General features: G+C 68.6%; 20 protein-coding genes. 10 read left to right on the top strand and 10 right to left on the bottom strand.

Annotated features, from left to right (window positions below):
* Window positions 1-40 precede the first annotated feature (40 nt).
* Window positions 41-1,270, bottom strand: a complete 1,230-nt coding sequence (locus BG418_RS27280) for an MFS transporter (protein WP_188276657.1) — start codon at window positions 1,268-1,270, stop codon at window positions 41-43.
* Between the two features lie 138 nt (window positions 1,271-1,408).
* Here BG418_RS27280 and BG418_RS27285 point away from each other — a divergent pair, with 138 nt between their 5' ends.
* Entirely contained in the window at window positions 1,409-1,867 is a 459-nt protein-coding gene (locus BG418_RS27285) for a MarR family winged helix-turn-helix transcriptional regulator (RefSeq protein ID WP_188276658.1), read from the top strand.
* A 10-nt stretch (window positions 1,868-1,877) separates the two neighbouring features.
* Window positions 1,878-2,330, top strand: a complete 453-nt coding sequence (locus BG418_RS27290) for a GNAT family N-acetyltransferase (RefSeq protein WP_188276659.1) — start codon at window positions 1,878-1,880, stop codon at window positions 2,328-2,330.
* Between the two features lie 76 nt (window positions 2,331-2,406).
* On the opposite strand, the gene BG418_RS27295 is transcribed toward BG418_RS27290, so the two are convergent.
* Window positions 2,407-3,786, bottom strand: a complete 1,380-nt coding sequence (locus BG418_RS27295; RefSeq protein WP_188276660.1) for a serine hydrolase — start codon at window positions 3,784-3,786, stop codon at window positions 2,407-2,409.
* A 126-nt stretch (window positions 3,787-3,912) separates the two neighbouring features.
* Window positions 3,913-5,400 carry a replicative DNA helicase gene (gene dnaB, locus BG418_RS27300; RefSeq protein ID WP_317453772.1) on the bottom strand — a complete coding sequence of 496 codons (1,488 nt, stop codon included), beginning with the start codon at window positions 5,398-5,400 and terminating at the stop codon, window positions 3,913-3,915.
* A 423-nt stretch (window positions 5,401-5,823) separates the two neighbouring features.
* Here dnaB and BG418_RS27305 point away from each other — a divergent pair, with 423 nt between their 5' ends.
* The gene (locus BG418_RS27305) at window positions 5,824-7,161 is read left to right on the top strand and encodes an MATE family efflux transporter (protein ID WP_188276661.1); all 1,338 of its coding nucleotides are present in this window, start codon (window positions 5,824-5,826) and stop codon (window positions 7,159-7,161) included.
* Between the two features lie 140 nt (window positions 7,162-7,301).
* Here the strand turns inward: BG418_RS27305 and rplI are convergent, their stop codons facing one another.
* The 4 genes from rplI to rpsF all read right to left on the bottom strand — a co-directional run bounded on the left by rplI (window position 7,302) and on the right by rpsF (window position 9,003).
* Window positions 7,302-7,748: a 50S ribosomal protein L9 gene (gene rplI, locus BG418_RS27310; RefSeq protein WP_188276662.1), complete on the bottom strand. Its 447-nt coding sequence runs from the start codon at window positions 7,746-7,748 to the stop codon at window positions 7,302-7,304.
* Between the two features lie 18 nt (window positions 7,749-7,766).
* Window positions 7,767-8,003 (bottom strand): 30S ribosomal protein S18, encoded by a 237-nt coding sequence (gene rpsR / locus BG418_RS27315; RefSeq protein WP_005315025.1) that lies wholly within the window; start codon window positions 8,001-8,003, stop codon window positions 7,767-7,769.
* Between the two features lie 43 nt (window positions 8,004-8,046).
* The gene (locus BG418_RS27320; RefSeq protein ID WP_188276663.1) at window positions 8,047-8,637 is read right to left on the bottom strand and encodes a single-stranded DNA-binding protein; all 591 of its coding nucleotides are present in this window, start codon (window positions 8,635-8,637) and stop codon (window positions 8,047-8,049) included.
* 75 nt (window positions 8,638-8,712) lie between these two features.
* Entirely contained in the window at window positions 8,713-9,003 is a 291-nt protein-coding gene (gene rpsF / locus BG418_RS27325; RefSeq protein ID WP_067162183.1) for a 30S ribosomal protein S6, read from the bottom strand.
* Window positions 9,004-9,273: 270 nt separating this feature from the next.
* On the opposite strand from rpsF, the gene BG418_RS27330 reads away from it, so the two are divergent.
* The 3 genes from BG418_RS27330 to BG418_RS27340 all read left to right on the top strand — a co-directional run bounded on the left by BG418_RS27330 (window position 9,274) and on the right by BG418_RS27340 (window position 11,934).
* Window positions 9,274-9,594 (top strand): hypothetical protein, encoded by a 321-nt coding sequence (locus BG418_RS27330; RefSeq protein ID WP_188276664.1) that lies wholly within the window; start codon window positions 9,274-9,276, stop codon window positions 9,592-9,594.
* A 122-nt stretch (window positions 9,595-9,716) separates the two neighbouring features.
* Complete coding sequence (locus BG418_RS27335) at window positions 9,717-10,835, top strand: peptidoglycan bridge formation glycyltransferase FemA/FemB family protein (protein WP_188276665.1); 1,119 nt, start codon at window positions 9,717-9,719, stop codon at window positions 10,833-10,835.
* 67 nt (window positions 10,836-10,902) lie between these two features.
* Window positions 10,903-11,934, top strand: coding sequence for an alanine racemase (locus BG418_RS27340; protein ID WP_188276666.1), 1,032 nt, complete (start codon window positions 10,903-10,905; stop codon window positions 11,932-11,934).
* A 49-nt stretch (window positions 11,935-11,983) separates the two neighbouring features.
* Here BG418_RS27340 and BG418_RS27345 read toward each other — a convergent pair whose 3' ends face one another.
* Both BG418_RS27345 and BG418_RS27350 read right to left on the bottom strand, forming a co-directional pair.
* Window positions 11,984-13,495, bottom strand: a complete 1,512-nt coding sequence (locus tag BG418_RS27345; protein WP_188276667.1) for a glycosyltransferase family 87 protein — start codon at window positions 13,493-13,495, stop codon at window positions 11,984-11,986.
* A gap of 96 nt (window positions 13,496-13,591) precedes the next feature.
* A complete protein-coding gene (locus BG418_RS27350) occupies window positions 13,592-16,267 on the bottom strand; it encodes a transglycosylase domain-containing protein (RefSeq protein WP_188276668.1) in 2,676 nt (891 codons plus the stop codon).
* Window positions 16,268-16,642: 375 nt separating this feature from the next.
* On the opposite strand from BG418_RS27350, the gene BG418_RS27355 reads away from it, so the two are divergent.
* The 4 genes from BG418_RS27355 (at window position 16,643) to BG418_RS27370 (ending at window position 20,423) form a co-directional block, all read left to right on the top strand.
* A complete protein-coding gene (locus tag BG418_RS27355; RefSeq protein ID WP_188276669.1) occupies window positions 16,643-17,326 on the top strand; it encodes a PadR family transcriptional regulator in 684 nt (227 codons plus the stop codon).
* 50 nt (window positions 17,327-17,376) lie between these two features.
* Window positions 17,377-18,459, top strand: a complete 1,083-nt coding sequence (locus tag BG418_RS27360; protein WP_067162170.1) for an inositol-3-phosphate synthase — start codon at window positions 17,377-17,379, stop codon at window positions 18,457-18,459.
* Between the two features lie 80 nt (window positions 18,460-18,539).
* Entirely contained in the window at window positions 18,540-19,841 is a 1,302-nt protein-coding gene (locus BG418_RS27365; protein ID WP_188276670.1) for an MFS transporter, read from the top strand.
* A 60-nt stretch (window positions 19,842-19,901) separates the two neighbouring features.
* Complete coding sequence (locus BG418_RS27370; RefSeq protein WP_188276671.1) at window positions 19,902-20,423, top strand: hypothetical protein; 522 nt, start codon at window positions 19,902-19,904, stop codon at window positions 20,421-20,423.
* 125 nt (window positions 20,424-20,548) lie between these two features.
* On the opposite strand, the gene BG418_RS27375 is transcribed toward BG418_RS27370, so the two are convergent.
* Window positions 20,549-21,991 carry a CCA tRNA nucleotidyltransferase gene (locus tag BG418_RS27375; protein ID WP_188276672.1) on the bottom strand — a complete coding sequence of 481 codons (1,443 nt, stop codon included), beginning with the start codon at window positions 21,989-21,991 and terminating at the stop codon, window positions 20,549-20,551.
* Window positions 21,992-22,150 lie beyond the last annotated feature (159 nt).

Genomic DNA, 22,150 nt, shown 5'->3' on the forward strand with positions numbered 1-22,150 from the left:
CCGGGTCGGACTGCCAGGTGGTGTCGGCCCTCGCGGGTGGTCAGCGGCGACCGGCGGGGACAGGAGCCGGTTCAGGAGCGGCGGCGCTCGCGACGATCCGGCTGCCCTCCTTCGCCGTACGCAGGTCCGTACGCCGTTCCAGGCTGCTGGAGACGACCGCGAGGACGACCGCCGAGGCGGCGAGCGCGGCGCCGACCCAGTTCGGGGCGGTGTAGCCGAGACCGGCCGAGATCACGAGTCCGCCCAGCCAGGCGGAGAGCGCGTTGCCGAGGTTGAAGGCGCCGATGTTCATGGCGGAGGCGAGGGTGGGGGCACCCGCGGCCTGGTCGAGGACCCGCTTCTGCAGCGGCGGCACAGTGGCGAAGCCGAGAGCGCCGATCAGGAAGACGGTGACGGCGGAGGCCGTCTTGTCGTGCGCGGTGAGAGTGAACAGCGCGAGTACGACGGCGAGTCCGCTGAGCGAGACATAGAGCATCGGCATCAGGGCCCGGTCCGCGAACCGGCCGCCGATCAGGTTGCCGGTGACCATGCCCAGTCCGAACAGGACGAGGAGCCAGGTGACGGAGGTGTCGGCGTAGCCGGTGACGTGGGTCATCATCGGCGTCACGTAGGTGATGGCGGCGAAGACCCCGCCGAAGCCGAGCACGGTCATCGCCATCGCGAGCAGCACCTGCACATTGCGGAACGCGGCGATCTCATGGCGCAGCCGGACGCCTTCGGCCTTCGGCATGTCCGGGACGAGCTTGGCGACGCCGAGCAGCCCGAACACCCCCAGCGCGGCCACGATGAAGAACGTCGTACGCCAGCCGATCTGCTGGCCGACGAGGGTACCCAGGGGAACGCCGATCACATTGGCGACGGTCAGACCCGTGAACATCATCGCGATGGCTCCGGCCTTCTTCTCCGGGGCGACGAGGTCGGCCGCGACGACCGAGCCGATGCCGAAGAACGCGCCGTGGGCGAGGGAGGCGACGATCCGTCCGGCCAGCATCAGCCCGAAGACGGGAGCGACGGCGGAGAGCACATTGCCGACGATGAAGAAACCCATCAGCAGCATCAGCATGCGCTTGCGGGAGATCCTGGTGCCCAGGACGGTCATCAGCGGGGCGCCGAGCACCACGCCCAGCGCGTATCCGGTGACCAGGTAGCCCGCGGTGGGGATGGTGACATCGAAGGTGTCGGCAACCTCGGGGAGCAACCCCATGATCACGAATTCGGTGGTGCCGATCCCGAACGCCCCGATGGCGAGGGCTAGGAGCGCGAGTGGCATGGACTCACCTTTCCAGGAGATTGCACGAGCGCCTTACGAGCGTTCACAATAATTGCAGACGCGGGTTAATGGCAAGCGCGGGCTATTGCGCTCGTGGCCTATCCTGGTCTCAAGCCGCTCCGGACGGAGGACAGACGCATGACAGCGACGGACCCCGCGCTCACCGCCCTCTCCCAGGGCTGGTGCGCCCTCTCCCTTCTGCACGGGAGGATCGAGGCGCATATCGAGCGGGCCCTGCAGTCCGGGCACGGACTGAGCGTGCGCGAGTACTCGCTCCTCGACGTCCTCAGCCGCCAGCACAGCGGCCCGGGCGGCCATCTGCAGATGAAGCAGGTCGCGGACGGGGTCGTACTGAGCCAGTCCGCCACCACCCGCCTGGTCACCCGCCTGGAGGACCGCGGCCTGCTCACGCGGTACCTCTGCGACACCGACCGGCGCGGCATCTACACCGATGTCACCGAGTCCGGTCAGGAACTGCTCGCCGCGGCCCGGCCCACCAACGACAGCGCGTTGCGCGAGGCGCTGGACCAGGCCGCGCGGAACCCGGAGCTGGCCCCGCTGGTCCGAGCCGTCGAGGAACTCCGCGTCCCGGCGTAGTCTCCGGATCATGAGCGATCTTGAGATACGGCCGGCGCAGCAGCAGGACATCCCAGCGATCGTGGCGATGCTCGCGGACGACCCACTCGGAGCCCGGCGCGAGTCGCCGGACGACCTCACCCCGTATCTCTCCGCCTTCGAGCGGCTCGCCGACGACCCCAACCAGCACGTGGTCGTCGCCGTCCGGGGCGAACGGGTCGTCGGCACGCTCCAGTTGACGGTCGTCCCGGGCCTGTCCCGGCGAGGCGCCACCCGCTCGATCATCGAGGGCGTACGGATCTACGCCGACGAGCGCGGCAGCGGCCTCGGCACCCGGCTCATCGAGTGGGCCGTCGATGAATCCGGGCGCCAGGGCTGCCAGTTGGTCCAGCTGACCTCGGACGCCACTCGGACCGATGCCCATCGCTTCTATGAGCGGCTGGGGTTCGAGGCGTCCCATCTGGGCTTCAAGAAAGCCCTCTGAGCGCTCCGTTGCACGCCGAGCACTGCGCGACGAACGATGTTTCACGTGGCGGCGGGGCCATGTTTCACGTGAAACATCACACCCCGCGCCAGCCCTCCGGGTCCACGCCTCCCGGTACGGCATCCCCCGGCCCGTACGGCTCGCGGGTGAAGGCGAACGAGCCGAGGTCGAGATGGCTCACCGTGCCATCAGGGCGGCGCACCACTCGAAAGATCTCCCCCTGGTAATAGCCGTTGAGCCCGACCCAGGTCCCGTCGGCCAGGGCTTCGAATCGCGCCGCCCGACCGCTTCCGCGCAGCGGCTCCAGCGCCACCCCGCGGTCCTTGGTCAGGCGCAGGCCATAGGTGTAAGTGCCCCAGTACCAGGGGCCGGTGAGCTCCAACAGGGCGTAGTCGACCTCGGGCAGCGGACTCCAGGGCTCGGGGAGCTTCGGCTCGGCCTCGACGACGATCCGTACGAGATCGGCGGCGACTGCGGCAGCGGGCGTGCCCGAGGTGGCGTTGACGAGCGTGACCGCGCCGACGCCGTCCTCCACACTGATCCAGAGACTGGCGACGAACCCGGGCAGGGAGCCGGTGTGCCCGGCAAGAGTTCGGCCGCTGTCCTGCCGGGCCAGCTGCACGCCGAGCCCGTAACCGCCCTGCCAGTCCCCCGCCTCGGGCGGCGCGGAGGGCGTGCGCATCTCCCGTACGCTCGCGGCGCTCAGCACTCGGTCGTCGCCCTCGGCGAGGAAGACGGCGAAGCGGGAGAGGTCGGCCGCCGTCGACCACAGCTGGCCGGCGGGCGCCATGACGCCCAGGTCCTCGGAGGGCTCGGGGAGCAGCACATCGGCCCAGGGGTGCACGGCCCAGCCGCCCGCGTGCGGAGCCACCGGCTGCGCGCTCGTCCGGTTCAGCCCCAGGGGCTCAAGGACCTCGCTGCGCAGCGCCTCTTCCCAGGACACACCGCGTACCGCCTCCACCAGCGAACCGAGCAGCGCGTAACCAGGGTTGGAGTAATGGTGCAGCCTGCCGACCGGATGCAGCAGCGGCTTGTCTCCCAGGACGTCGGAGAGCTCCGGCCGCAGCGACGCCGGGCTCCGCTCCCACCAGGGAGCGGGCGTCTCGGCCGCCAACCCGGCGCTGTGGCCGAGGAGTTGGGCAATGGTCACCTCACCCACCCCGGTGCCGGGGAGATGCTTCTCCAGCGGGTCGTTGAGGTCGAGCAGCCCTTCGTCGCGCAGCCGCATCACCAGAACGGCCGTGAAGGTCTTGGTGATCGAGCCGATGCGGTACTGGACGTCGGCGTCGGGCCCGTGGCCCTCGACCGAAGTGCGCGAGCCCGTCCAGACGATCCGGCCGTCCCGCACCACGGCGGCGACGGCCGAAGGGGCCCTGCCCTCGGACTGGGCGACGGCGAGGCGGTGAATCAGGGCACGTTGCGTGCTGGGCAGCAGTTCATCGGGGGCCGTGGTCATGAGGGGGACGATCGGCGAGTGCGGTGATGAGGTCATGGCCCATGGTCTCTCCCCGCCCCAGGGCGGCGTCGACCGGTTTTCTCCCGACACGCATGAGGCGCGTCGGAAGCCTCAGTTGGGGCCCGATCAGGTCTGCGCCATGTCCACGAAGCGCGAGTAGTGGCCCTGGAAGGCGACCGTGATCGTCGCCGTGGGGCCGTTACGGTGCTTGCCCACGATGATGTCCGCCTCGCCCGCCCGCGGTGACTCCTTCTCGTAGGCGTCCTCGCGGTGCAGCAGGATGACCATGTCGGCGTCCTGCTCGATGGAGCCGGACTCACGCAGGTCGGACACCATGGGCTTCTTGTCCGTGCGCTGCTCGGGGCCACGGTTCAGCTGCGAGAGCGCGATGACCGGGACCTCCAGCTCCTTGGCCAGCAGCTTGAGGTTACGGGACATGTCCGAGACCTCCTGCTGACGGCTCTCGGAGCGCTTGGAACCACCGGACTGCATCAGCTGCAGATAGTCGATGATCACGAGCTTGATGTCGTTGCGCTGCTTGAGCCGACGGCACTTCGCGCGGATCTCCATCATCGACAGGTTCGGAGAGTCGTCGATGTAGAGCGGCGCCTGCGAGACCTCGGGCATCCGGCGCGCGAGACGGGTCCAGTCCTCGTCCGTCATGGTGCCCGAGCGCATGTGGTGCAGGGCCACGCGCGCCTCGGCCGACAGCAGACGCATCGCGATCTCGTTGCGGCCCATTTCGAGGGAGAAGATCACGCTGGGCAGGTTGTGCTTGATCGACGCAGCACGCGCGAAGTCCAGCGCCAGCGTGGACTTACCCATGGCGGGACGGGCCGCGATGACGATCATCTGGCCCGGGTGCAGCCCGTTGGTCAGCGAGTCGAGGTCCGTGAAGCCGGTGGGGACACCGGTCATCTCGCCGCTGCGGGAGCCGATCGCCTCGATCTCGTCGAGCGCGCCCTCCATGATGTCGCCCAGCGGCAGATAGTCCTCGCTGGTGCGCTGCTCGGTGACGGCGTAGATCTCGGCCTGGGCGGAGTTGACGATCTCGTCGACGTCGCCGTCGGCCGCGTATCCCATCTGCGTGATCTTGGTGCCCGCCTCGACGAGCCGACGGAGCACCGCCCGCTCGTGGACGATCTCCGCGTAGTACGAGGCGTTGGCCGCGGTCGGCACCGACTGGACCAGCGTGTGCAGATACGAGGCGCCGCCGACGCGGGTGATCTCGCCCCGCTTGACCAGCTCGGCCGCGACGGTGATCGGGTCGGCCGGCTCGCCCTTGGCGTACAGGTCGAGGATCGCCGTGTAGACGGTCTCGTGGGCGGGCCGGTAGAAGTCATGGCCCTTGATGATCTCGACGACGTCGGCGATGGCGTCCTTGGACAGCAGCATGCCGCCGAGGACGGACTGTTCGGCGTCGATGTCCTGCGGGGGGACGCGCTCGAAGCCAGATGAGCCGCCGCCGTCCCAGGACTCGCTCTCGCGGCCCCGGTCGTGCTGGTCGTCGCGGCCGCGGCCCCGTCCGTCGGCGCGGCGCGGGCGGGAGACGGGCAGACGGTCACCCGGACCGCTGTCGGCCCAGGGGTCGTCCAAGGGCTCGGGAATGCTCACCGGGCCACCTCCTCCCGTCCGCTCCGCGGACCTAGCCGTGCCACTCTTTGTACGGCACGACACTGACAAAACAAGAGGCCCGACTCCGCTTCCGGCGCGTCGGGCGCCGGTCCACGTTAGGCCCGTCGGCACCGTCAGCCAATCTGGTTATCCACAGGCCATGTGGACGACCGACCAGATGCTGTGGAGAACCCCGCAGAACCTGTGCACGGACCGGGGGACAGCACTGTGGACAAAGTCATAGCACCCCCGAAGTCACCACCCTGACCTGCGGTTTTTCCATCCACCGGCTGTGGGGGAGAAAAACTTTCCCGGCTGGCCCAAGATCACGACAAACGGCGCACGGCCGAGCCGCGCTCCACCCTTCAGGTAAGGACCCAAAGGCCATTGCATCTCTTACCTGTGGAAGATTAGATTGAGTCCATGACACAGGCCCCAGTGGCACCGAAGGACACTCGGCGCCGACACGACCGCGAGATCGTCTCCCTCGCCGTGCCCGCCTTCGGCGCACTCGTCGCCGAACCGCTCTTCGTCATGGCCGACAGCGCGATCGTCGGCCACCTCGGCACCCCGCAACTGGCCGGTCTCGGCATCGCGGCGGCGCTCCTCACCACCGCCGTGAGCGTCTTCGTCTTCCTCGCCTACGCCACCACCGCCGCCGTCGCACGCCGCGTCGGCGCGGGCGATCTGCCGGCCGCCATCCGCCAGGGCATGGACGGCATCTGGCTCGCCCTGCTCCTCGGCGCCGCCGTCATCGCCGTCGTCCTGCCCGCCGCGCCCTGGTTCGTCGACATCTTCGGGGCCTCGCACACGGCCGCTCCGTACGCCATCACCTATCTGCGCATCTCGGCGCTCGGTATCCCCGCCATGCTCGTCGTGCTCGCGGCCACCGGCGTCCTGCGCGGCCTCCAGGACACCAGAACCCCGCTGTATGTGGCCATCGGCGGATTCGCCATGAACGCCGCGCTCAATGTGGGGCTCGTCTACGGTGCCGGACTCGGCATCGCCGGTTCGGCGTGGGGCACCGTGATCGCCCAGTTCGCCATGGCGGCCGTCTACCTCTCGGTGGTCGTCCGGGGAGCCCGGCGCCACGGCGCCTCACTGCGCCCGGACGCGGCAGGCATACGCGCCAGCGCCCAGGCCGGAGTGCCGCTGCTCATCCGTACGCTCTCGCTGCGCGCCGTCCTGATGATCGCGACCGCCGTGGCGGCTCGGCTCGGCGACGCCGACATCGCCGCCCATCAGATCATCCTGTCCCTGTGGAGCCTGATGGCCTTCGCCCTCGACGCGATCGCCATAGCCGGGCAGGCCATCATCGGCCGCTATCTCGGGGCGGAGGACACCGAGGGCGCACGGCAGGCGTGCCGCCGCATGGTGGAGTGGGGCATCGCCGCTGGTGTGGGGCTCGGCGTGCTGATCGCCGTCACTCGGCCCCTGTTCATGCCGCTGTTCACCAGCGACCACACCGTCCAGGACGCGCTGGTGCCCGCCCTCCTGGTGGTGGCCCTCTCCCAGCCGCTCTCGGGTGTCGTCTTCGTGCTCGACGGCGTCCTGATGGGCGCGGGCGACGGCCCGTATCTCGCCCGGGCCATGCTGCTGACGCTCGCCGTCTTCGCCCCGGTGGCGCTGCTGGTCCCGACGCTCGGCGGTGGTCTCACCGCCCTGTGGTGGGCGATGACCCTCATGATGGCCGTCCGGATGCTCACCCTGTGGCTCCGCGCCCGCTCGGGCCGCTGGCTGGTGACGGGCGCGACGCGCTGAGCCGCGTACGGACGAGGATGGCCTGGAGGCACCCGCACGGCCGTCGATGTTTCACGTGAAACATCGGCCGTCGTACCGACAGCAAGAAGGGCCGCACCCCAGGGGGTGCGGCCCTTCTCATGCTCTACCGAGCGCAACGCTTAGGCGGAGACGACCTCGACGCCGACCTTCGCGGAGACCTCGGCGTGCAGACGCACGGACACCTGGTGCGCGCCCAGGGTCTTGATCGGCGAGCCGAGCTCGACGCGACGCTTGTCCACGTCCGGGCCACCGGCAGCCTTGATCGCCGCAGCGACGTCGGCCTGGGTGACGGAGCCGAAGAGACGGCCGGCGTCGCCGGAGCGAACAGCCAGACGGACCTTCGTGCCTTCGAGGCGGGCCTTGATCTCGTTGGCCTGCTCGATGGTGGCGATCTCGTGGATCTTGCGAGCACGACGGATCTGCTCGACGTCCTTCTCGCCGCCCTTGGTCCAGCGGATCGCGAAACCACGCGGGACCAGGAAGTTGCGAGCGTAGCCGTCCTTGACGTCCACGACGTCGCCAGCGGCACCGAGGCCAGAGACCTCGTGGGTGAGGATGATCTTCATTTTTCGGTCACCCTTCCCTTATCGCGCGGTGGACGTGTAGGGCAGCAGCGCCATCTCACGGCTGTTCTTCACGGCCGTGGCGACGTCACGCTGGTGCTGCGTGCAGTTGCCGGTAACGCGGCGGGCACGGATCTTGCCACGGTCGGAAATGAACTTCCGCAGCATGTTCGTGTCCTTGTAGTCCACGTAAGCGGTCTTGTCCTTGCAGAAAGCGCAGACCTTCTTCTTAGGCTTGCGCACAGGCGGCTTCGCCATGGTGTTTCTCCTGTGTGATCAAGAAGTGGGAGTACGGGCTGCCCTAGAAGGGCGGCTCGTCCGAGTAGCCGCCGCCGGAGCCGCCGGAGCTTCCGCCCCAGCCGCCACCGCCGCCACCCTGCTGCTGGCCGCCGCCGGCCGGCGCGCTGGAGGCCCAGGGGTCGTCGGCGGGAGCGCCGCCACCCTGGGAGCCACCACTGGGAGCTCCGCCCCAGTTGCCGCCGCCCTGCTGCTGACCGCCACCGCCGAACCCGCCCTGGCCGCCTCGACCGGTGGTCTTGGTGACCTTGGCCGTGGCGTTCTTGAGGCTGGGGCCGACTTCCTCGACGTCCAGCTCGAAGACCGTGCGCTTGACGCCCTCGCGGTCCTCGTAGGACCGCTGCCTCAGCCGGCCCTGCACGACGACGCGCATGCCTCGCTGAAGCGACTCGGCGACGTTCTCCGCCGCCTGACGCCAGACCGAGCAGGTCAGGAACAGGCTCTCGCCGTCCTTCCACTCATTGGTCTGACGGTCGAAGGTGCGGGGAGTCGACGCGACACGGAACTTCGCGACGGCCGCACCGGACGGGGTGAAGCGCAGCTCGGGGTCGTCGACGAGATTGCCGACGACCGTGATGACGGTCTCGCCTGCCATGGGTGAACCTCTCGGCGGGGATTGCTGCTGGCTGCTGTGTTGCTACTCGGAACCCGATGACTTCTGAGCGGAAGCTCAGTGGGTCTCGGGACGGAGGACCTTGGTCCGGAGGACCGACTCGTTCAGGTTCATCTGACGGTCGAGCTCCTTGACGACCGCAGGCTCGGCCTGGAGGTCGATGACCGTGTAGATGCCCTCGGGCTTCTTCTTGATCTCGTAGGAGAGACGACGACGGCCCCAGGTGTCGACCTTCTCGACCTTTCCGTTGCCCTCACGGACGACAGAAAGGAAGTTCTCGATCAGGGGAGAGACAGCGCGCTCCTCCAGATCGGGGTCGAGGATGACCATCACCTCGTAGTGACGCATGTGGAACCCACCTCCTTTGGACTCAGCGGCCACGGTCGTTCCGTGGCAGGAGGGTCGTGATGCGTACGCAACGGTATCCGCGACCACTGACAATCCCGCTCCGAAGAGGGGGACCGCGTACTGGCCAGGGCAGACACCGGTGCAGACCGTACAGAGTACCCGCACATCCGCTTCCGGTTGAAATCCGGCGGTCAGGGGGCAGAATCTGTACACATCGGGTGTGCGCGGCGCTACCCTTCGCCGCGTTCCGCTTCCGCCAGGAGGTGCCCCATGGCACAGGCAATGCGATCGAACTCGTCCGTCGTCTCCCTCTTCGCCACCGACGGCAAGGCCCATCCCCTTCAGGACGCCTTCATGGCGGTGACCGTGCTGCTCGGCGCAGTGGCGTTCACCACGGCCTTCTTCCACAACCTGCATCTGATCAGTTCGTGGGCGGGCCTCGTCGGCATCCTCACCGGTGCGTACGGACAGTTCATCTCGGCGACGACCCGGGAGCGTTTCCTGCTGATCCTCGGCCTCGGCGCCTCCGCCGTGGGCTTCTTCCTGGGCATGGCGCACGGCGGCCTGTTCGGCGGTGTGATCGGCGGCTGAGAGCTCCTCGCACCCCCAGGGCCCGTACGGCCAGTCGGGGCGCTCCCCGGGCGCAGTAGGCTTCGGCGCGAGAGCCGGAGCCCCTGTACCCATGGGGACACACCTGCCGAGGAGCGCCCCGCATGAGCCTGACCCTGAGGACCATCAGCCGTGAGCAGCATCTGGCTTACATCCAGAGCCTGCCCGCGGCTAGCCACTGCCAGGTCCCGGCGTGGGCCGATGTGAAGACGGAGTGGCGCTCGGAGAACCTGGGTTGGTTCGATGCGAACGGCCAGATGGTCGGCGCCGGGCTGGTGCTCTACCGGCAGCTCCCGAAGATCAAGCGGTACCTCGCGTACCTGCCCGAGGGCCCGGTCATCAACTGGTACGCCCCCAACCTCGACGACTGGCTCCAGCCGATGCTGGCGCACCTGAAGCACCAGGGCGCCTTCTCGGTGAAGATGGGCCCGCCGGTCGTCATCCGCCGCTGGGACTCGACCGCCATCAAGTCGGGCATCCAGGACCCGGACGTCAAGCGCCTGCGGGACGTCGAGGCCAGCCACATCGAGCCGCGCGCCTTCGAAGTGGCCGACCGGCTGCGGAAGATGGGCTGGCAGCAGGGCGAGGACGGCGGCGCCGGCTTCGGCGACGTGCAGCCGCGCTACGTCTTCCAGGTGCCGCTCGCCAACCGCTCGCTCGACGACGTCCTCAAGGGCTTCAACCAGCTGTGGCGCCGCAACATCAAGAAGGCCGAGAAGGCCGGCGTCGAGGTCGTCCAGGGCGGCTACCACGACCTTGAGGAGTGGCAGCGGCTGTACGAGATCACCGCCGTGCGCGACCACTTCCGGCCGCGCCCGCTCTCGTACTTCCAGCGCATGTGGACGGTCCTCAACAACGAGGACCCCAACCGTATGCGGCTCTACTTCGCGCGGCACAACGGTGTGAACCTGTCGGCGGCGACGATGCTCGTCGTCGGTGGGCACGTCTGGTACTCCTACGGCGCCTCCGACAACATCGGCCGTGAGGTCCGGCCCTCGAACGCGATGCAGTGGCGGATGCTGCGCGACGCGTACGCCATGGGCGCGACCGTCTACGACCTGCGCGGCATCTCCGACTCGCTGGATGAGACCGACCACCTCTTCGGCCTCATCCAGTTCAAGGTGGGCACCGGCGGCGAGGCCGCCGAGTACCTCGGCGAGTGGGACTTCCCGCTCAACAAGCTGCTGCACAAGGCTCTCGACATCTACATGTCGCGTCGCTGATGGTTGCGTAACCTCGTCTCTCGTACCTCCGCTGCACCGCGGCCACCAGAAAGGTTCCGGATCGTCCATGGCGCTCTCCCTGTACGTCGACACCGCTCGCTGGCGGGCGCACCAGAAGTCCGTGGTCGATCAGTTCCCGGGCATCGTCCCGGTCTGCAAGGGCAACGGGTACGGCTTCGGTCATGAGCGGCTGGCCGAGGAGGTGAGCCGGTTCGGCTCGGACGTCCTGGCCGTCGGTACCACGTACGAGGCGGCCCGCATCAAGGACTGGTTCGGCGGGGACCTGCTGGTGCTCACGCCGTTCCGCCGGGGCGAGGAGCCGGTGCCGCTGCCGGACCGCGTCATCCGCTCCGTGTCGTCCGTCGACGGGGTGCACGCCCTGGTCGGCGCGCGCGTGGTCATCGAGTGCATGAGCTCGATGAAGCGCCACGGCATCAAGGAGGAGGAGCTCGGCATGCTCCACTCCGCCATCGAGGACGTGCGCCTGGAGGGCTTCGCCCTGCACCTCCCGCTCGACCGTACCGACGGCTCGGACGCGGTCGAGGAGGTCATCGCCTGGATGGACCGGCTGCGCGCGGCCCGGCTGCCGCTGCACACCATGTTCGTCAGCCATCTGCGGGCCGAGGAACAGGCGAGGCTCCAGCAGCAGTTCCCGCAGACGCGTTTCCGCGCCCGCATCGGTACGCGGCTGTGGCTGGGCGACCACAAGGCGACCGAGTACCGGGGCGCCGTCCTGGACGTCACCCGGGTCGCGAAGGGGGATCGTTTCGGCTACCGCCAGCAGAAGGCCGCCTCCGACGGCTGGCTGGTCGTGGTCGCGGGCGGCACCTCCCACGGCGTGGGCCTGGAGGCCCCGAAGGCGGTGCACGGTGTGATGCCGCGCGCCAAGGGCGTCGCCAGGGCCGGCCTCGCGACGGTCAACCGCAATCTGTCGCCGTTCGTCTGGGACGGCAAGCAGCGCTGGTTCGCCGAGCCGCCGCACATGCAGGTGTCGATCCTGTTCGTCCCCTCCGACTCCCAGGAGCCGAGGGTGGGCGACGAGCTGGTGGCCCATCTGCGGCACACCACCACGCAGTTCGACCGCCTGGTCGACCGCTAGCCGACGCGAAGGGGCCCCTGCCGATGGCAGGGGCCCCTTTGTCGTTCCGCTACACGCCCGGCTGGCGCATGCCCCACTCCACCCGGGGGCCCTCGGTCAACTGGGCCGCGTGCCGGGGCGGATGCGCCGCCTGTCCCAGGACGAAGACGTCCGGGGCGCCGTCGAGCACCCCGCCGGACGGATCGTCCGCGCCGTCGCGCCGTACGACGTCCCGCTCCGGCATCAGGATGTCCCGCACGATCACCGCGCACAGATACAGCGTCGCCAGCAGATGGGCGGCGATGGCCAGTTGATAGCCCTCGGGCGGCAGCCCCTGGTGCTTCTCGCCGCTCATCGTGTACGCCAGGTACATCCAGATCCCGAGGAAGTAGACCACCTCACCGGCCTGCCAGATCAGGAAGTCCCGCCAGCGCGGCCGGGCCAGCGCGGCGAGCGGGATCAGCCACAGCACGTACTGCGGCGAGTAGACCTTGTTGGTCAGGATGAACGCGGCGACGACCAGGAAGGCGAGCTGCGCGAACCGCGGCCGCCGCGGCGCGGTGAGGGTGAGCGCGGCGATCCCCGCGCACAGCACGAGCATCAGCAGCGTCGCCAGGTTGTTCACCATGTCGACGTCCAGGGACTTGCCCGTACGCTGCGAGATGATCAGCCAGAAGGAGCCGAAGTCGACGGACCGCTCCTGGCTGAAGGTGTAGAACTTCTTCCACCCCTCGGGCGCGAGCAGCATCACCGGCAGGTTCACCACCAGCCAGGCCCCCGCCGCGCCGAGCACGGACGCCCCGTACTCCCGCCACTTCCCGGCCCGCCAGCACAGGAACAGCAGCGGCCCGAGCAGCAGGAAGGGATAGAGCTTGGCGGCGGTCGCCAGCCCGATGAGGATGCCGAAGGCGAGCGAGCGGCCGCGCGACCACATCAGCATCGCGGCGGCCGTCAGGGCGACGGCGAAGAGGTCCCAGTTGATCGTCGCGGTGAGCGCGAACGCGGGCGCCAGGGCGACCAGCAGGGCGTCCCAGGGGCGGCGGCGGTGGGTGCGCGCGACACAGACGGCGATGACGGCCGTGCAGGCCATCAGCATCCCCGCGTTGACCATCCAGTACATCTGCTCGCGGTGCTGCATCGACCCGCCGACGGGCCCGGTGATCCAGGCCGCCACCTCCATGAACAGCCCCGTCAGAACGGGGTATTCGAGGTAGTCCATGTCGCCGTTGAGACGGTCGAAGTACGGGACGAGATTGTCGGCGAAGCCCCGCCCGACGTACAGGTGCGGGATGTCGGAGTAGCAGGCGTGGGTGTACTGGGAGTTCGCCCCCCGGAACCAGGCCCAGTCGTAGCACGGCGCCTTCTGCGCCATCCCGAGGGCGAACATGCCGATCGCGACGAGGGCAATCACCCGGACCGGCGTGAGCCAGTGGCTCGCCCCCCAGGCCCAGCGGCCCACCGGACCACCCAGCACCTCACTGCCCGCCGCGGCGACCTCGTCCTGCTCCGTGGGCCGTACGACGGGTTCGGCGGGCTCGTCCCGCCGGTCCTCGTCCACGCGGGCACTGGTCTCGCTCGTCATGCCGCACATCCTGCCGTACACCTCTGGGGAAAAGCCGAGGGGCGCTGTTTCACGTGAAACATCGCCCCTGACTTTCCACCGTGTGCGCCGGACCGGCTAGCCGCCGCCCGGCCCTCCGAAGATGTTTCCTTGAGGGCCGTTACCCGGTTTCCCGGAGGTGGTGGGTGACGGGCTGCCGGTGGGACCGCCGACGTTCCCGGTCGTGGTGCCCTGGTCGGCTCCGGCGTTGGTGCCGCCGGGGCCGCCGCTGCAGTTCCAGTCCCACTTGCCGCAGGACTTGCTGGGCTTCGGGGACTTCGACGGGGTGATCGACGGAGTGGGCGACGGGCTGTCGGACGGCTGCGGGGAGGACGAGGGCGAGGGGGCCACGCTCGGGCTCGGCGACATGCCGCCGCCGTACACCTTCTCGCCGATCGCCTCGGGCGTCGGGAAGTCGACGGCCGGGACGCCGTTCAGCGCCTGCTCCATGTAGTCGTGCCAGATGGTGGCCGGGAACGACGCACCGTGGATCTTCTCCTGGCCGCCGGTCCCGAACATCTCCAAGAACTTGCGGTCCTTCTTGGTCTCGTCGTCATCGAGCCGGTACATGCTGACGGCGGTCGACAGCTGCGGTGTGTAGCCGACGAACCAGGCCGACTTGTTGCCGTCGGTCGTACCCGTCTTGCCCGCCACATCGCGGCCGCTGAGCTTGGCGTTGGTGCCGGTGCCCTTCTCGACCACGTTCTTCAGGACGTCGGTGACGTTGTCCGCGATCGCGGCGGAGAAGGCGCGGGTCGCCTTGTCGTCGTGCTGGTAGACGACCCGGCCCTGCTTGTTGACCTTGTCGACCGAGTACGGGTCGCGGTGCATCCCGCTGGTGGCAAAGGTGGCGTACGCGCCGGCCATCCGGATCGCGCTGGGGGAGGAGGTACCGATGGAGAAAGAGGGCACGCTGGAGGAGGCCAGGCTTTCCTTGCGCAGGCCAGCCGCCAGGGCGACGTCCCTCACCTTGTCGGTGCCGACATCCATGCCGAGCTGGACATAGGGCGTGTTCGCGGACTCCTGCATCGCGTACCGCAGGTCTATGCCGTAGCTGGGCGGGTTGTAGGACTCACCGCCGTCGTTGGTCTGCAGCCACTGCCCGCCGTCCTTGTCGGTCCACACGGTCCCGTCGTAGTTCTTGATCTTCAGCTTGTTCATACCGCTGTAGATGCTCTTCGGCGAGACCGGCGTCCGCTCCGAGTCGCCCTGGTCGGCGGGCCCCTTCGGGTCGCGCTTGCCGTACTCCATGGCGGCGGCCAGCACGAAGGGCTTGAAGGTCGAGCCGACCTGCGCACCCGTCTGGTCGGCGTTGTTGGTGAAGTGCTTGGTGGCGTCCTCGCCGCCGTACAGCGCCTTGATGGCGCCGCTCTTGGTGTCCACCGACGCGGCGCCGAACTGTACGAAGGTGTCGTACTTGGGCCGCTTCTTCGGGTCGATGTTCTCCTTGCGGACCTTCTTCACCACGTCTTCGAGCTCCTGGACCTTCTTCTTGTCGAAGGTCGTGTGGATCTCGTAGCCGCCCTGGTCCAGGTCGGCGGCGGTGATGCCCTGGGTGTTGTTGTTCACGAAGTACGCCTTGGCCAGGCTGACCAGATAGCCGATCTGGCCGCTGAGCTGCGCGTTCTTCTTGGGCTTGTCCGGCATCGGGAACTGCTTGTACTTCGCGCGGTCCGCCGCGGAGAGATGCTTGTCCTTGACTTCCTCGTCGAGGATCCAGGCCCAGCGGTTCATGGCGTTCTTGGTGTTCTGCTCGGGCGTCGCGGCCGGGTCGATCTCGGTGGCGCCGGCCGGGTCGAAGTACGTCGCGCCCTTGAGCAGCGAGGCCAGGAAGGCGCACTGACTGGGATCGAGGTCCTGGGCGTCCTTGCTGTAGTACGTGCGGGCGGCGGCCTGCAGACCGTAGGCGCCGCGCCCGTAGTAGGCGGTGTTCAGATAGCCCGCCATGATCTCGCTCTTCTTCTTGGTCGCACCGACCTTGATCGAGATGAAGAGCTCTTTGAACTTACGGGTCAGCGTCTGCGACTGGTCGTCGAGCCGGGCGTTCTTCACATACTGCTGGGTGATCGTGGAGCCACCCTGCGTGTGCCCGCCCTTGGCCATGTTCAGCAGGGCGCGCGCGATGCCCTGGGGGTCCACGCCGGAGTCGGTCTCGAAGGTCTTGTTCTCCGCCGAGATCACTGCGTAGCGCATGGCCGCGGGGATCTTCTCGTACGGAATGATCTGACGGTTGACCTCACCGCCGGTGGCGACCATCTGGGAGCCGTCGGCCCAGAAGTAGACGTTGTTCTGGGCCTGGGCGGCCTGGGCCACGTTGGGGACGCTCACCATCCAGTACGCGACGCCGATCACCACCAGCAGCGTGCCGAGGAAGCCCACGCACAGCCCGCTCACAAGTTTCCAGGACGGCATCCAGCGCCGCCACCCGCGCTTGTTGAAGCGCGGGTAGTCGATGAAGCGCTTCTTCCCGGGTCGCCGGTTGCCGGGACCCGCACCGCCGCGCCGACCGCCGGGGGCCGCCGGACCACCGCCACCGGGCTCGGCTCCGCGTCTGCGACCGCCCCGCTGGGCGGCTCGTCGCGCCTCGGCGCGCCCACCGGCCGGGCGCTGCTCCCCGTAGGGAGCGGAGGGCGACCCGGTGACGGCGTCCCGGGCGGGGGCCGCGCGGCGGCCGGACGGCTGCTGCGCGGCTCGCCGGGCCGCGGCCCGGCCGCCGCCTTGCGACTCCGGCGGTTTGCGACGGTGCTCGCTCATCGAACGACTACTCCTCGGGCAGGCGAGAGCGCCTGAAAACGACTGGTGAGTTCCGGTCCCCCCGATACACGGACCAGCGCTGCGAGGAGCGCGTCCGCTGTGCACCCGGTATGCCGATGGCGCTGTACGCGCCGACGCCCCCTGACGTCATTCGGCCACCGGTGGTCTGCATGCCGCACAGACTACGCACGGTCAAAACCCGCCTAGGGCCGAAGTTCACCCCAAATCAGGCAACTTGCTTCCCATGAATTGACGATGTGACGCCGTTCACCATGGCCCCTCTTGTCGCAGAGGCGCCACCGTTCTATCGTCAGGATGTATCGAGTCGATACATCAGCACGGCATAAAGGTCCGCGGCGACAGAGGAGGCGAAGGGTGAGCAGACGCTCCGGCATCCTCGAATTCGCCGTACTCGGTCTGCTTCGCGAGGCCCCGATGCACGGGTACGAGCTGCGCAAGCGGCTCAACACCTCACTGGGGATCTTCCGGGCCTTCAGTTACGGGACCCTCTACCCCTGCCTCAAGACGCTGGTCGCGAGCGGCTGGTTGATCGAGGAACCGGGCAGCGCTCCCGAGGACGCTCTGGCCGCTTCACTCGCAGGGCGCCGGGCCAAGATCGTCTACCGGTTGACGGCCGAAGGGAAGGAGCATTTCGAAGAACTGCTCTCCCACACCGGCCCCGACACCTGGGAGGACGAGCACTTCGCCGCCCGTTTCGCCTTCTTCGGGCAGACGGAGCGCGAGGTGCGGATGCGCGTGCTGGAAGGTCGTCGCAGCCGGCTGGAGGAGCGCCTGGAGAAGATGCGCGCCTCCCTGGCCCGTACGCGCGAGCGCCTGGACGACTACACGCTTGAGCTGCAGCGCCACGGTATGGAGTCCGTGGAGCGCGAGGTGCGCTGGCTGAACGAGCTCATCGAGAGCGAGCGGGCGGGGCGGGATCAGCGATCCGGCCCGGCCACCGGCTCCGCTCAGCAGGACCACACATCAGGAGAGACGGGCGGCCTGCCCCGGCATCGGGACAGTACCCGGCCGGATCCGTCCGAGGACACCGCCAACTGAAGGCCCTGCGTCCGCAGGACTTCGTCGAGAACACACAGGGAGCAACCGGAATGGGTTCGGTTCGCGTAGCCATCGTCGGCGTGGGCAACTGCGCCGCCTCGCTGGTGCAGGGCGTCGAGTACTACAAGGACGCCGACCCGGCCGGCAAGGTGCCGGGTCTGATGCACGTCCAGTTCGGCGACTACCACGTCAAGGACGTGGAGTTCGTGGCCGCGTTCGACGTGGACGCCAAGAAGGTCGGCCTCGACCTCGCGGACGCCATCGGTGCGAGCGAGAACAACACCATCAAGATCGCGGACGTGCCCACCACGGGCATCACCGTCCAGCGCGGTCACACCCACGACGGTCTGGGCAAGTACTACCGCCAGACCATCGAGGAGTCCACCGAGGCCCCGGTCGACATCGTCCAGATCCTCAAGGACAAGCAGGTCGACGTTCTGGTCTGCTACCTCCCCGTCGGTTCCGAGGTCGCCGCGAAGTTCTACGCGCAGTGCGCCATCGACGCCAAGGTCGCGTTCGTCAACGCCCTCCCGGTCTTCATCGCCGGCACCAAGGAGTGGGCGGACAAGTTCACCGAGGCCGGTGTGCCGATCGTCGGTGACGACATCAAGTCGCAGGTCGGCGCCACCATCACGCACCGCGTCATGGCGAAGCTGTTCGAGGACCGGGGTGTCATCCTGGACCGCACGATGCAGTTGAACGTCGGCGGCAACATGGACTTCAAGAACATGTTGGAGCGCGAGCGCCTGGAGTCCAAGAAGATCTCCAAGACGCAGGCCGTCACCTCCCAGATCCGCGACCGCGAGCTGGGCGAGGACAACGTCCACATCGGCCCGTCCGACTACGTCGCGTGGCTCGACGACCGCAAGTGGGCGTACGTGCGCCTTGAGGGCCGTGCCTTCGGCGACGTTCCGCTGAACCTCGAGTACAAGCTCGAGGTGTGGGACTCCCCGAACTCCGCGGGTGTCATCATCGACGCCGTGCGCGCCGCGAAGATCGCCAAGGACCGCGGCATCGGTGGCCCGATCCTCTCCGCGTCCTCGTACTTCATGAAGTCCCCGCCGGTCCAGTACTTCGACGACGAGGCCCGCGAGAACGTCGAGAAGTTCATCAAGGGCGAGGTCGAGCGCTAAGTCTCGGCTTCCGTCCGACTGTTGAGGGTCCCTGTGCCGCACCGGCGCGGGGACCCTCTTCGTATGTGACGCTTGCACACATGCCCGTCGTGCGTGATCTGCGCGTACTCCTGCGCCTGAGGAAGTTCCGGCATCTGCTGGCCGTACGGCTGCTGTCCCAGGCGGCGGACGGCGTCTACCAGGTCGCGCTCGCCACACATGTCGTCTTCTCCCCCGAGAAACAGACCTCGCCCACCGCGATCGCCTCGGCCATGGCCGTCCTGCTGCTGCCCTACTCCGTCGTCGGCCCTTTCGCGGGCGTCCTACTCGACCGCTGGCAGCGGCGCCAGGTGTTTCTGTACGGCAACCTGCTGCGGGCCCTGCTGGCCGGCTGCACCGCGCTGCTCCTCGCCGCCGCCGCGCCCGACCCGCTCTTCTACGCCTCCGCGCTCTGTGTCACCGCCGTCAACCGCTTCGTCCTGGCCGGACTGTCGGCCGCGCTGCCCAGGGTCGTGGACCAGGACCGGCTCATCATGGCCAACTCCCTCTCCCCGACGGCCGGAACGCTGGCCGCGACCGCGGGCGGCGGGCTCGCTTTCGGGCTGCGCCTGCTGTTCCCCGTCGACGCCGCGACCGTCCTGCTCGGGTCCCTCCTCTATCTCTGCGCGGCCCTGTGGTCGCTGCGGCTCGCGCCCGCACTGCTCGGGCCCGACCCGGAGTCGGCACAGCCCGGTATGGGCACGGCGATCCGTACGACGGCACGCGGACTGACCGAGGGACTGCGGCATCTGCGGCAACGCCCGTCGGCCGCCCGGGTCCTGGCCGCGATGACGCTCCTGCGCTTCTGTTACGGTGCGCTGACGGTCATGGTGATGATGCTCTGCCGGTACGCCTGGGCCGACGGCACCTCCGACGGGCTGGCCCTGCTGGGGCTCGCGGTGGCCGTCTCGGGGGCGGGGTTCTTCGCCGCGGCCGTCGTGACGCCCGGTGCGGTGGCGCGGCTGGGGCCCTATGGGTGGATGGCGGTGTGCGCGGCGACGGCGGCGGTCCTGGAGCCCGCTCTGGGGCTGTCGTTCGCTCCCGTGCCCATCCTGATCGCCGCCTTCGTCCTGGGTCTGATCACTCAGGGGGCGAAGATCTCCACGGACACGGTGGTGCAGTCCTCGGTGGACGACGGATTCCGGGGTCGGGTCTTCTCGCTCTACGACGTGCTCTTCAACGTGGCGTTCGTCGGCGCCGCAGCGGTCGCCGCGCTGATGCTGCCGCCTGACGGCAAGTCGGCCCCTCTGGTTGTCACGGTCTCCGTCATCTACGCGGCAGTAGCAGTGTTTATGACCCGCTTTCAGCGCGGCGAGTGTCACATGAGGGCCACAGAGTCCCCTCCGGTATCGGGGTTGTCCTAGCGGACCGCTACCTTACGGGCGTCATACATCGCCTGTTTTTTCACAAGGGGGAACCCCGAAGTGTCCACTCCGCCGCCCCAGGGCCAGAACCCGTACGCGCCGCAGCCCAACGCTCCCTACGGCCAGCCGCAGGGCGCAGGCCCGTACGGGCCGCCGCAGGGAGGCGCTCCGTACGGCCAGCAGCCCGGCCAGCCCGGAATCCCGCAGCAGCCGTCGCCCTACATGAACCAGGGCGCCCCGATACCCCACGCGCCGGCCCCCGCCCCGCCGCGCCGCAACGTCAAGAAGATCGTGCGGATCGTCATCGCGGTGAGCGTCCTCATCGCCGCGGCCGTGGGCTGGTACACCAGCCGTCATGACGCCGACACCGCCAAGGTGGGCGACTGCATGAGCATCGGGAACCCGGCCAGCACGACCCACCCGGACCTGAAGGTCGTGAGCTGCGACGACTCCAAGGCGAAGTACAAGGTCGTCGAGAAGAAGGACGACAACAGCGGCTGCGACCGCACCAAGTACTCGGAGTACACGCAGACGGGCGGCAGCAAGGACTTCACCCTCTGCCTGGAGGACTACAAGAAGTAGTCCGACGCAGACGCGAGGGGCGATGTTTCACGTGAAACATCGCCCCTCGTCGTATCGCCGTGCCGTCATGTTTCACGTGAAACGCGTCGTTGTGAAACGCGTCGTGTTTCACGTGAAACATGGCCTCAGCCCTGCGCGGCCCACCACTCCTTGAGCGCCGCGACCGCCGCGTCGTGCTCCATCGGCCCGTGCTCCAGCCGCAGCTCCAGCAGGTGCTTGTACGCCTGGCCGATCGCCGGGCCGGGGCTGATCCCCAGGATCTCCATGATCTGGTTGCCGTCCAGGTCCGGGCGGATCGAGTCGAGCTCTTCCTGCTCCTGGAGCTGTGCGATCCGGTCCTCAAGACCGTCATACGCGTTGGACAGGGCACTGGCCTTGCGCTTGTTGCGCGTGGTGCAGTCCGAGCGGGTCAGCTTGTGCAGCCGATCGAGGAGCGGCCCGGCGTCACGTACGTAGCGGCGCACCGCCGAGTCGGTCCACTCGCCCGTGCCGTAGCCGTGGAAGCGCAGATGCAGCTCCACCAGCCGCGAGACGTCCTTGACCATGTCGTTGGAGTACTTCAGCGCGGTCATGCGCTTCTTGGTCATCTTCGCGCCGACCACCTCGTGGTGGTGGAAGGAGACCCGGCCGTCCTGCTCGAACCGGCGCGTCCTCGGCTTGCCGATGTCGTGCAGCAGCGCGGCCAGACGCAGCACCAGGTCGGGCCCGTCCTTCTCCAGTGCGATGGCCTGGTCCAGGACCGTCAGCGAGTGCTCGTAGACGTCCTTGTGCCGGTGGTGCTCGTCGCTCTCCAGCCGCAGTGCGGGCAGCTCGGGCAGGACGTGGTCCGCGAGCCCGGTGTCGACGAGCAGCCGCAGCCCCTTGCGCGGGTGAGCGGAGACGAGGAGCTTGTTCAGCTCGTCGCGCACCCGCTCGGCGGAGACGATCTCGATCCGGTCGGCCATCGCCTTCATCGCGGCGACGACCTCGGGGGCCACCTCGAAGTCGAGCTGCGCGGCGAACCGCGCGGCCCGCATCATGCGCAGCGGATCGTCCGAGAACGACTCCTCGGGGGTGCTGGGGGTGCGCAGCACGCGCTCCGCCAGGTCCTCCAGGCCACCGTGCGGGTCGATGAACTCCTTCTCGGGGAGCGCCACGGCCATCGCGTTGACGGTGAAGTCCCGGCGGACCAGGTCCTGCTCGATGGAGTCGCCGTAGGACACCTCGGGCTTGCGCGAGGTGCGGTCGTACGCCTCGGAACGGTACGTCGTCACCTCGATGAGGTAGCCGTCCTTCTGGCAGCCGACGGTCCCAAAGGCGATCCCGACCTCCCAGACCGCGTCCGACCACGGGCGCACGATCTTCAGCACGTCCTCGGGGCGGGCGTCCGTCGTAAAGTCCAGGTCGTTCCCGAGCCTGCCAAGGAGCGCGTCCCGCACCGAGCCGCCGACCAGGGCGAGCGAGAACCCGGCCTCCTGGAAGCGGCGGGCGAGGTCGTCGGCGACAGGGGACACCCGCAGCAGTTCACTGACCGCGCGGCGCTGCACCTGGCTCAGTGCGCTGGGATTGTCTTCATTGGCGTTCGGCACAACAGAAAAGGGTACGTGCCTTGGCCGACCGGAGCGTCCCCGTTTCCGCCCGCCCCGCGCGGACCGGCTCCGCGGGCGTCCCCGGCGGCTTGAAAAGGCGCCTCGCGCGCCGCCCTGTCACACTCTTCCGATCATGTGGAGCAGTCCACGGCACTTCGC

This window comes from Streptomyces sp. CBMA152, from assembly GCF_014596475.1.
Classification (GTDB): Bacteria; Actinomycetota; Actinomycetes; order Streptomycetales; family Streptomycetaceae; genus Streptomyces.

Coding starts and splice junctions, on each gene's coding strand:
- BG418_RS27280 (WP_188276657.1), bottom strand. CDS start 1,270: ATGCCACTCGCGCTCCTAGCCCTCGCCATCGGGGCGTTCGGGATCGGC.
- BG418_RS27285 (WP_188276658.1), top strand. CDS start 1,409: ATGACAGCGACGGACCCCGCGCTCACCGCCCTCTCCCAGGGCTGGTGC.
- BG418_RS27290 (WP_188276659.1), top strand. CDS start 1,878: ATGAGCGATCTTGAGATACGGCCGGCGCAGCAGCAGGACATCCCAGCG.
- BG418_RS27295 (WP_188276660.1), bottom strand. CDS start 3,786: ATGACCACGGCCCCCGATGAACTGCTGCCCAGCACGCAACGTGCCCTG.
- BG418_RS27305 (WP_188276661.1), top strand. CDS start 5,824: ATGACACAGGCCCCAGTGGCACCGAAGGACACTCGGCGCCGACACGAC.
- rplI (WP_188276662.1), bottom strand. CDS start 7,748: ATGAAGATCATCCTCACCCACGAGGTCTCTGGCCTCGGTGCCGCTGGC.
- rpsR (WP_005315025.1), bottom strand. CDS start 8,003: ATGGCGAAGCCGCCTGTGCGCAAGCCTAAGAAGAAGGTCTGCGCTTTC.
- BG418_RS27320 (WP_188276663.1), bottom strand. CDS start 8,637: ATGGCAGGCGAGACCGTCATCACGGTCGTCGGCAATCTCGTCGACGAC.
- rpsF (WP_067162183.1), bottom strand. CDS start 9,003: ATGCGTCACTACGAGGTGATGGTCATCCTCGACCCCGATCTGGAGGAG.
- BG418_RS27330 (WP_188276664.1), top strand. CDS start 9,274: ATGGCACAGGCAATGCGATCGAACTCGTCCGTCGTCTCCCTCTTCGCC.
- BG418_RS27335 (WP_188276665.1), top strand. CDS start 9,717: ATGAGCCTGACCCTGAGGACCATCAGCCGTGAGCAGCATCTGGCTTAC.
- BG418_RS27340 (WP_188276666.1), top strand. CDS start 10,903: ATGGCGCTCTCCCTGTACGTCGACACCGCTCGCTGGCGGGCGCACCAG.
- BG418_RS27345 (WP_188276667.1), bottom strand. CDS start 13,495: ATGACGAGCGAGACCAGTGCCCGCGTGGACGAGGACCGGCGGGACGAG.
- BG418_RS27350 (WP_188276668.1), bottom strand. CDS start 16,267: ATGAGCGAGCACCGTCGCAAACCGCCGGAGTCGCAAGGCGGCGGCCGG.
- BG418_RS27360 (WP_067162170.1), top strand. CDS start 17,377: ATGGGTTCGGTTCGCGTAGCCATCGTCGGCGTGGGCAACTGCGCCGCC.
- BG418_RS27365 (WP_188276670.1), top strand. CDS start 18,540: ATGCCCGTCGTGCGTGATCTGCGCGTACTCCTGCGCCTGAGGAAGTTC.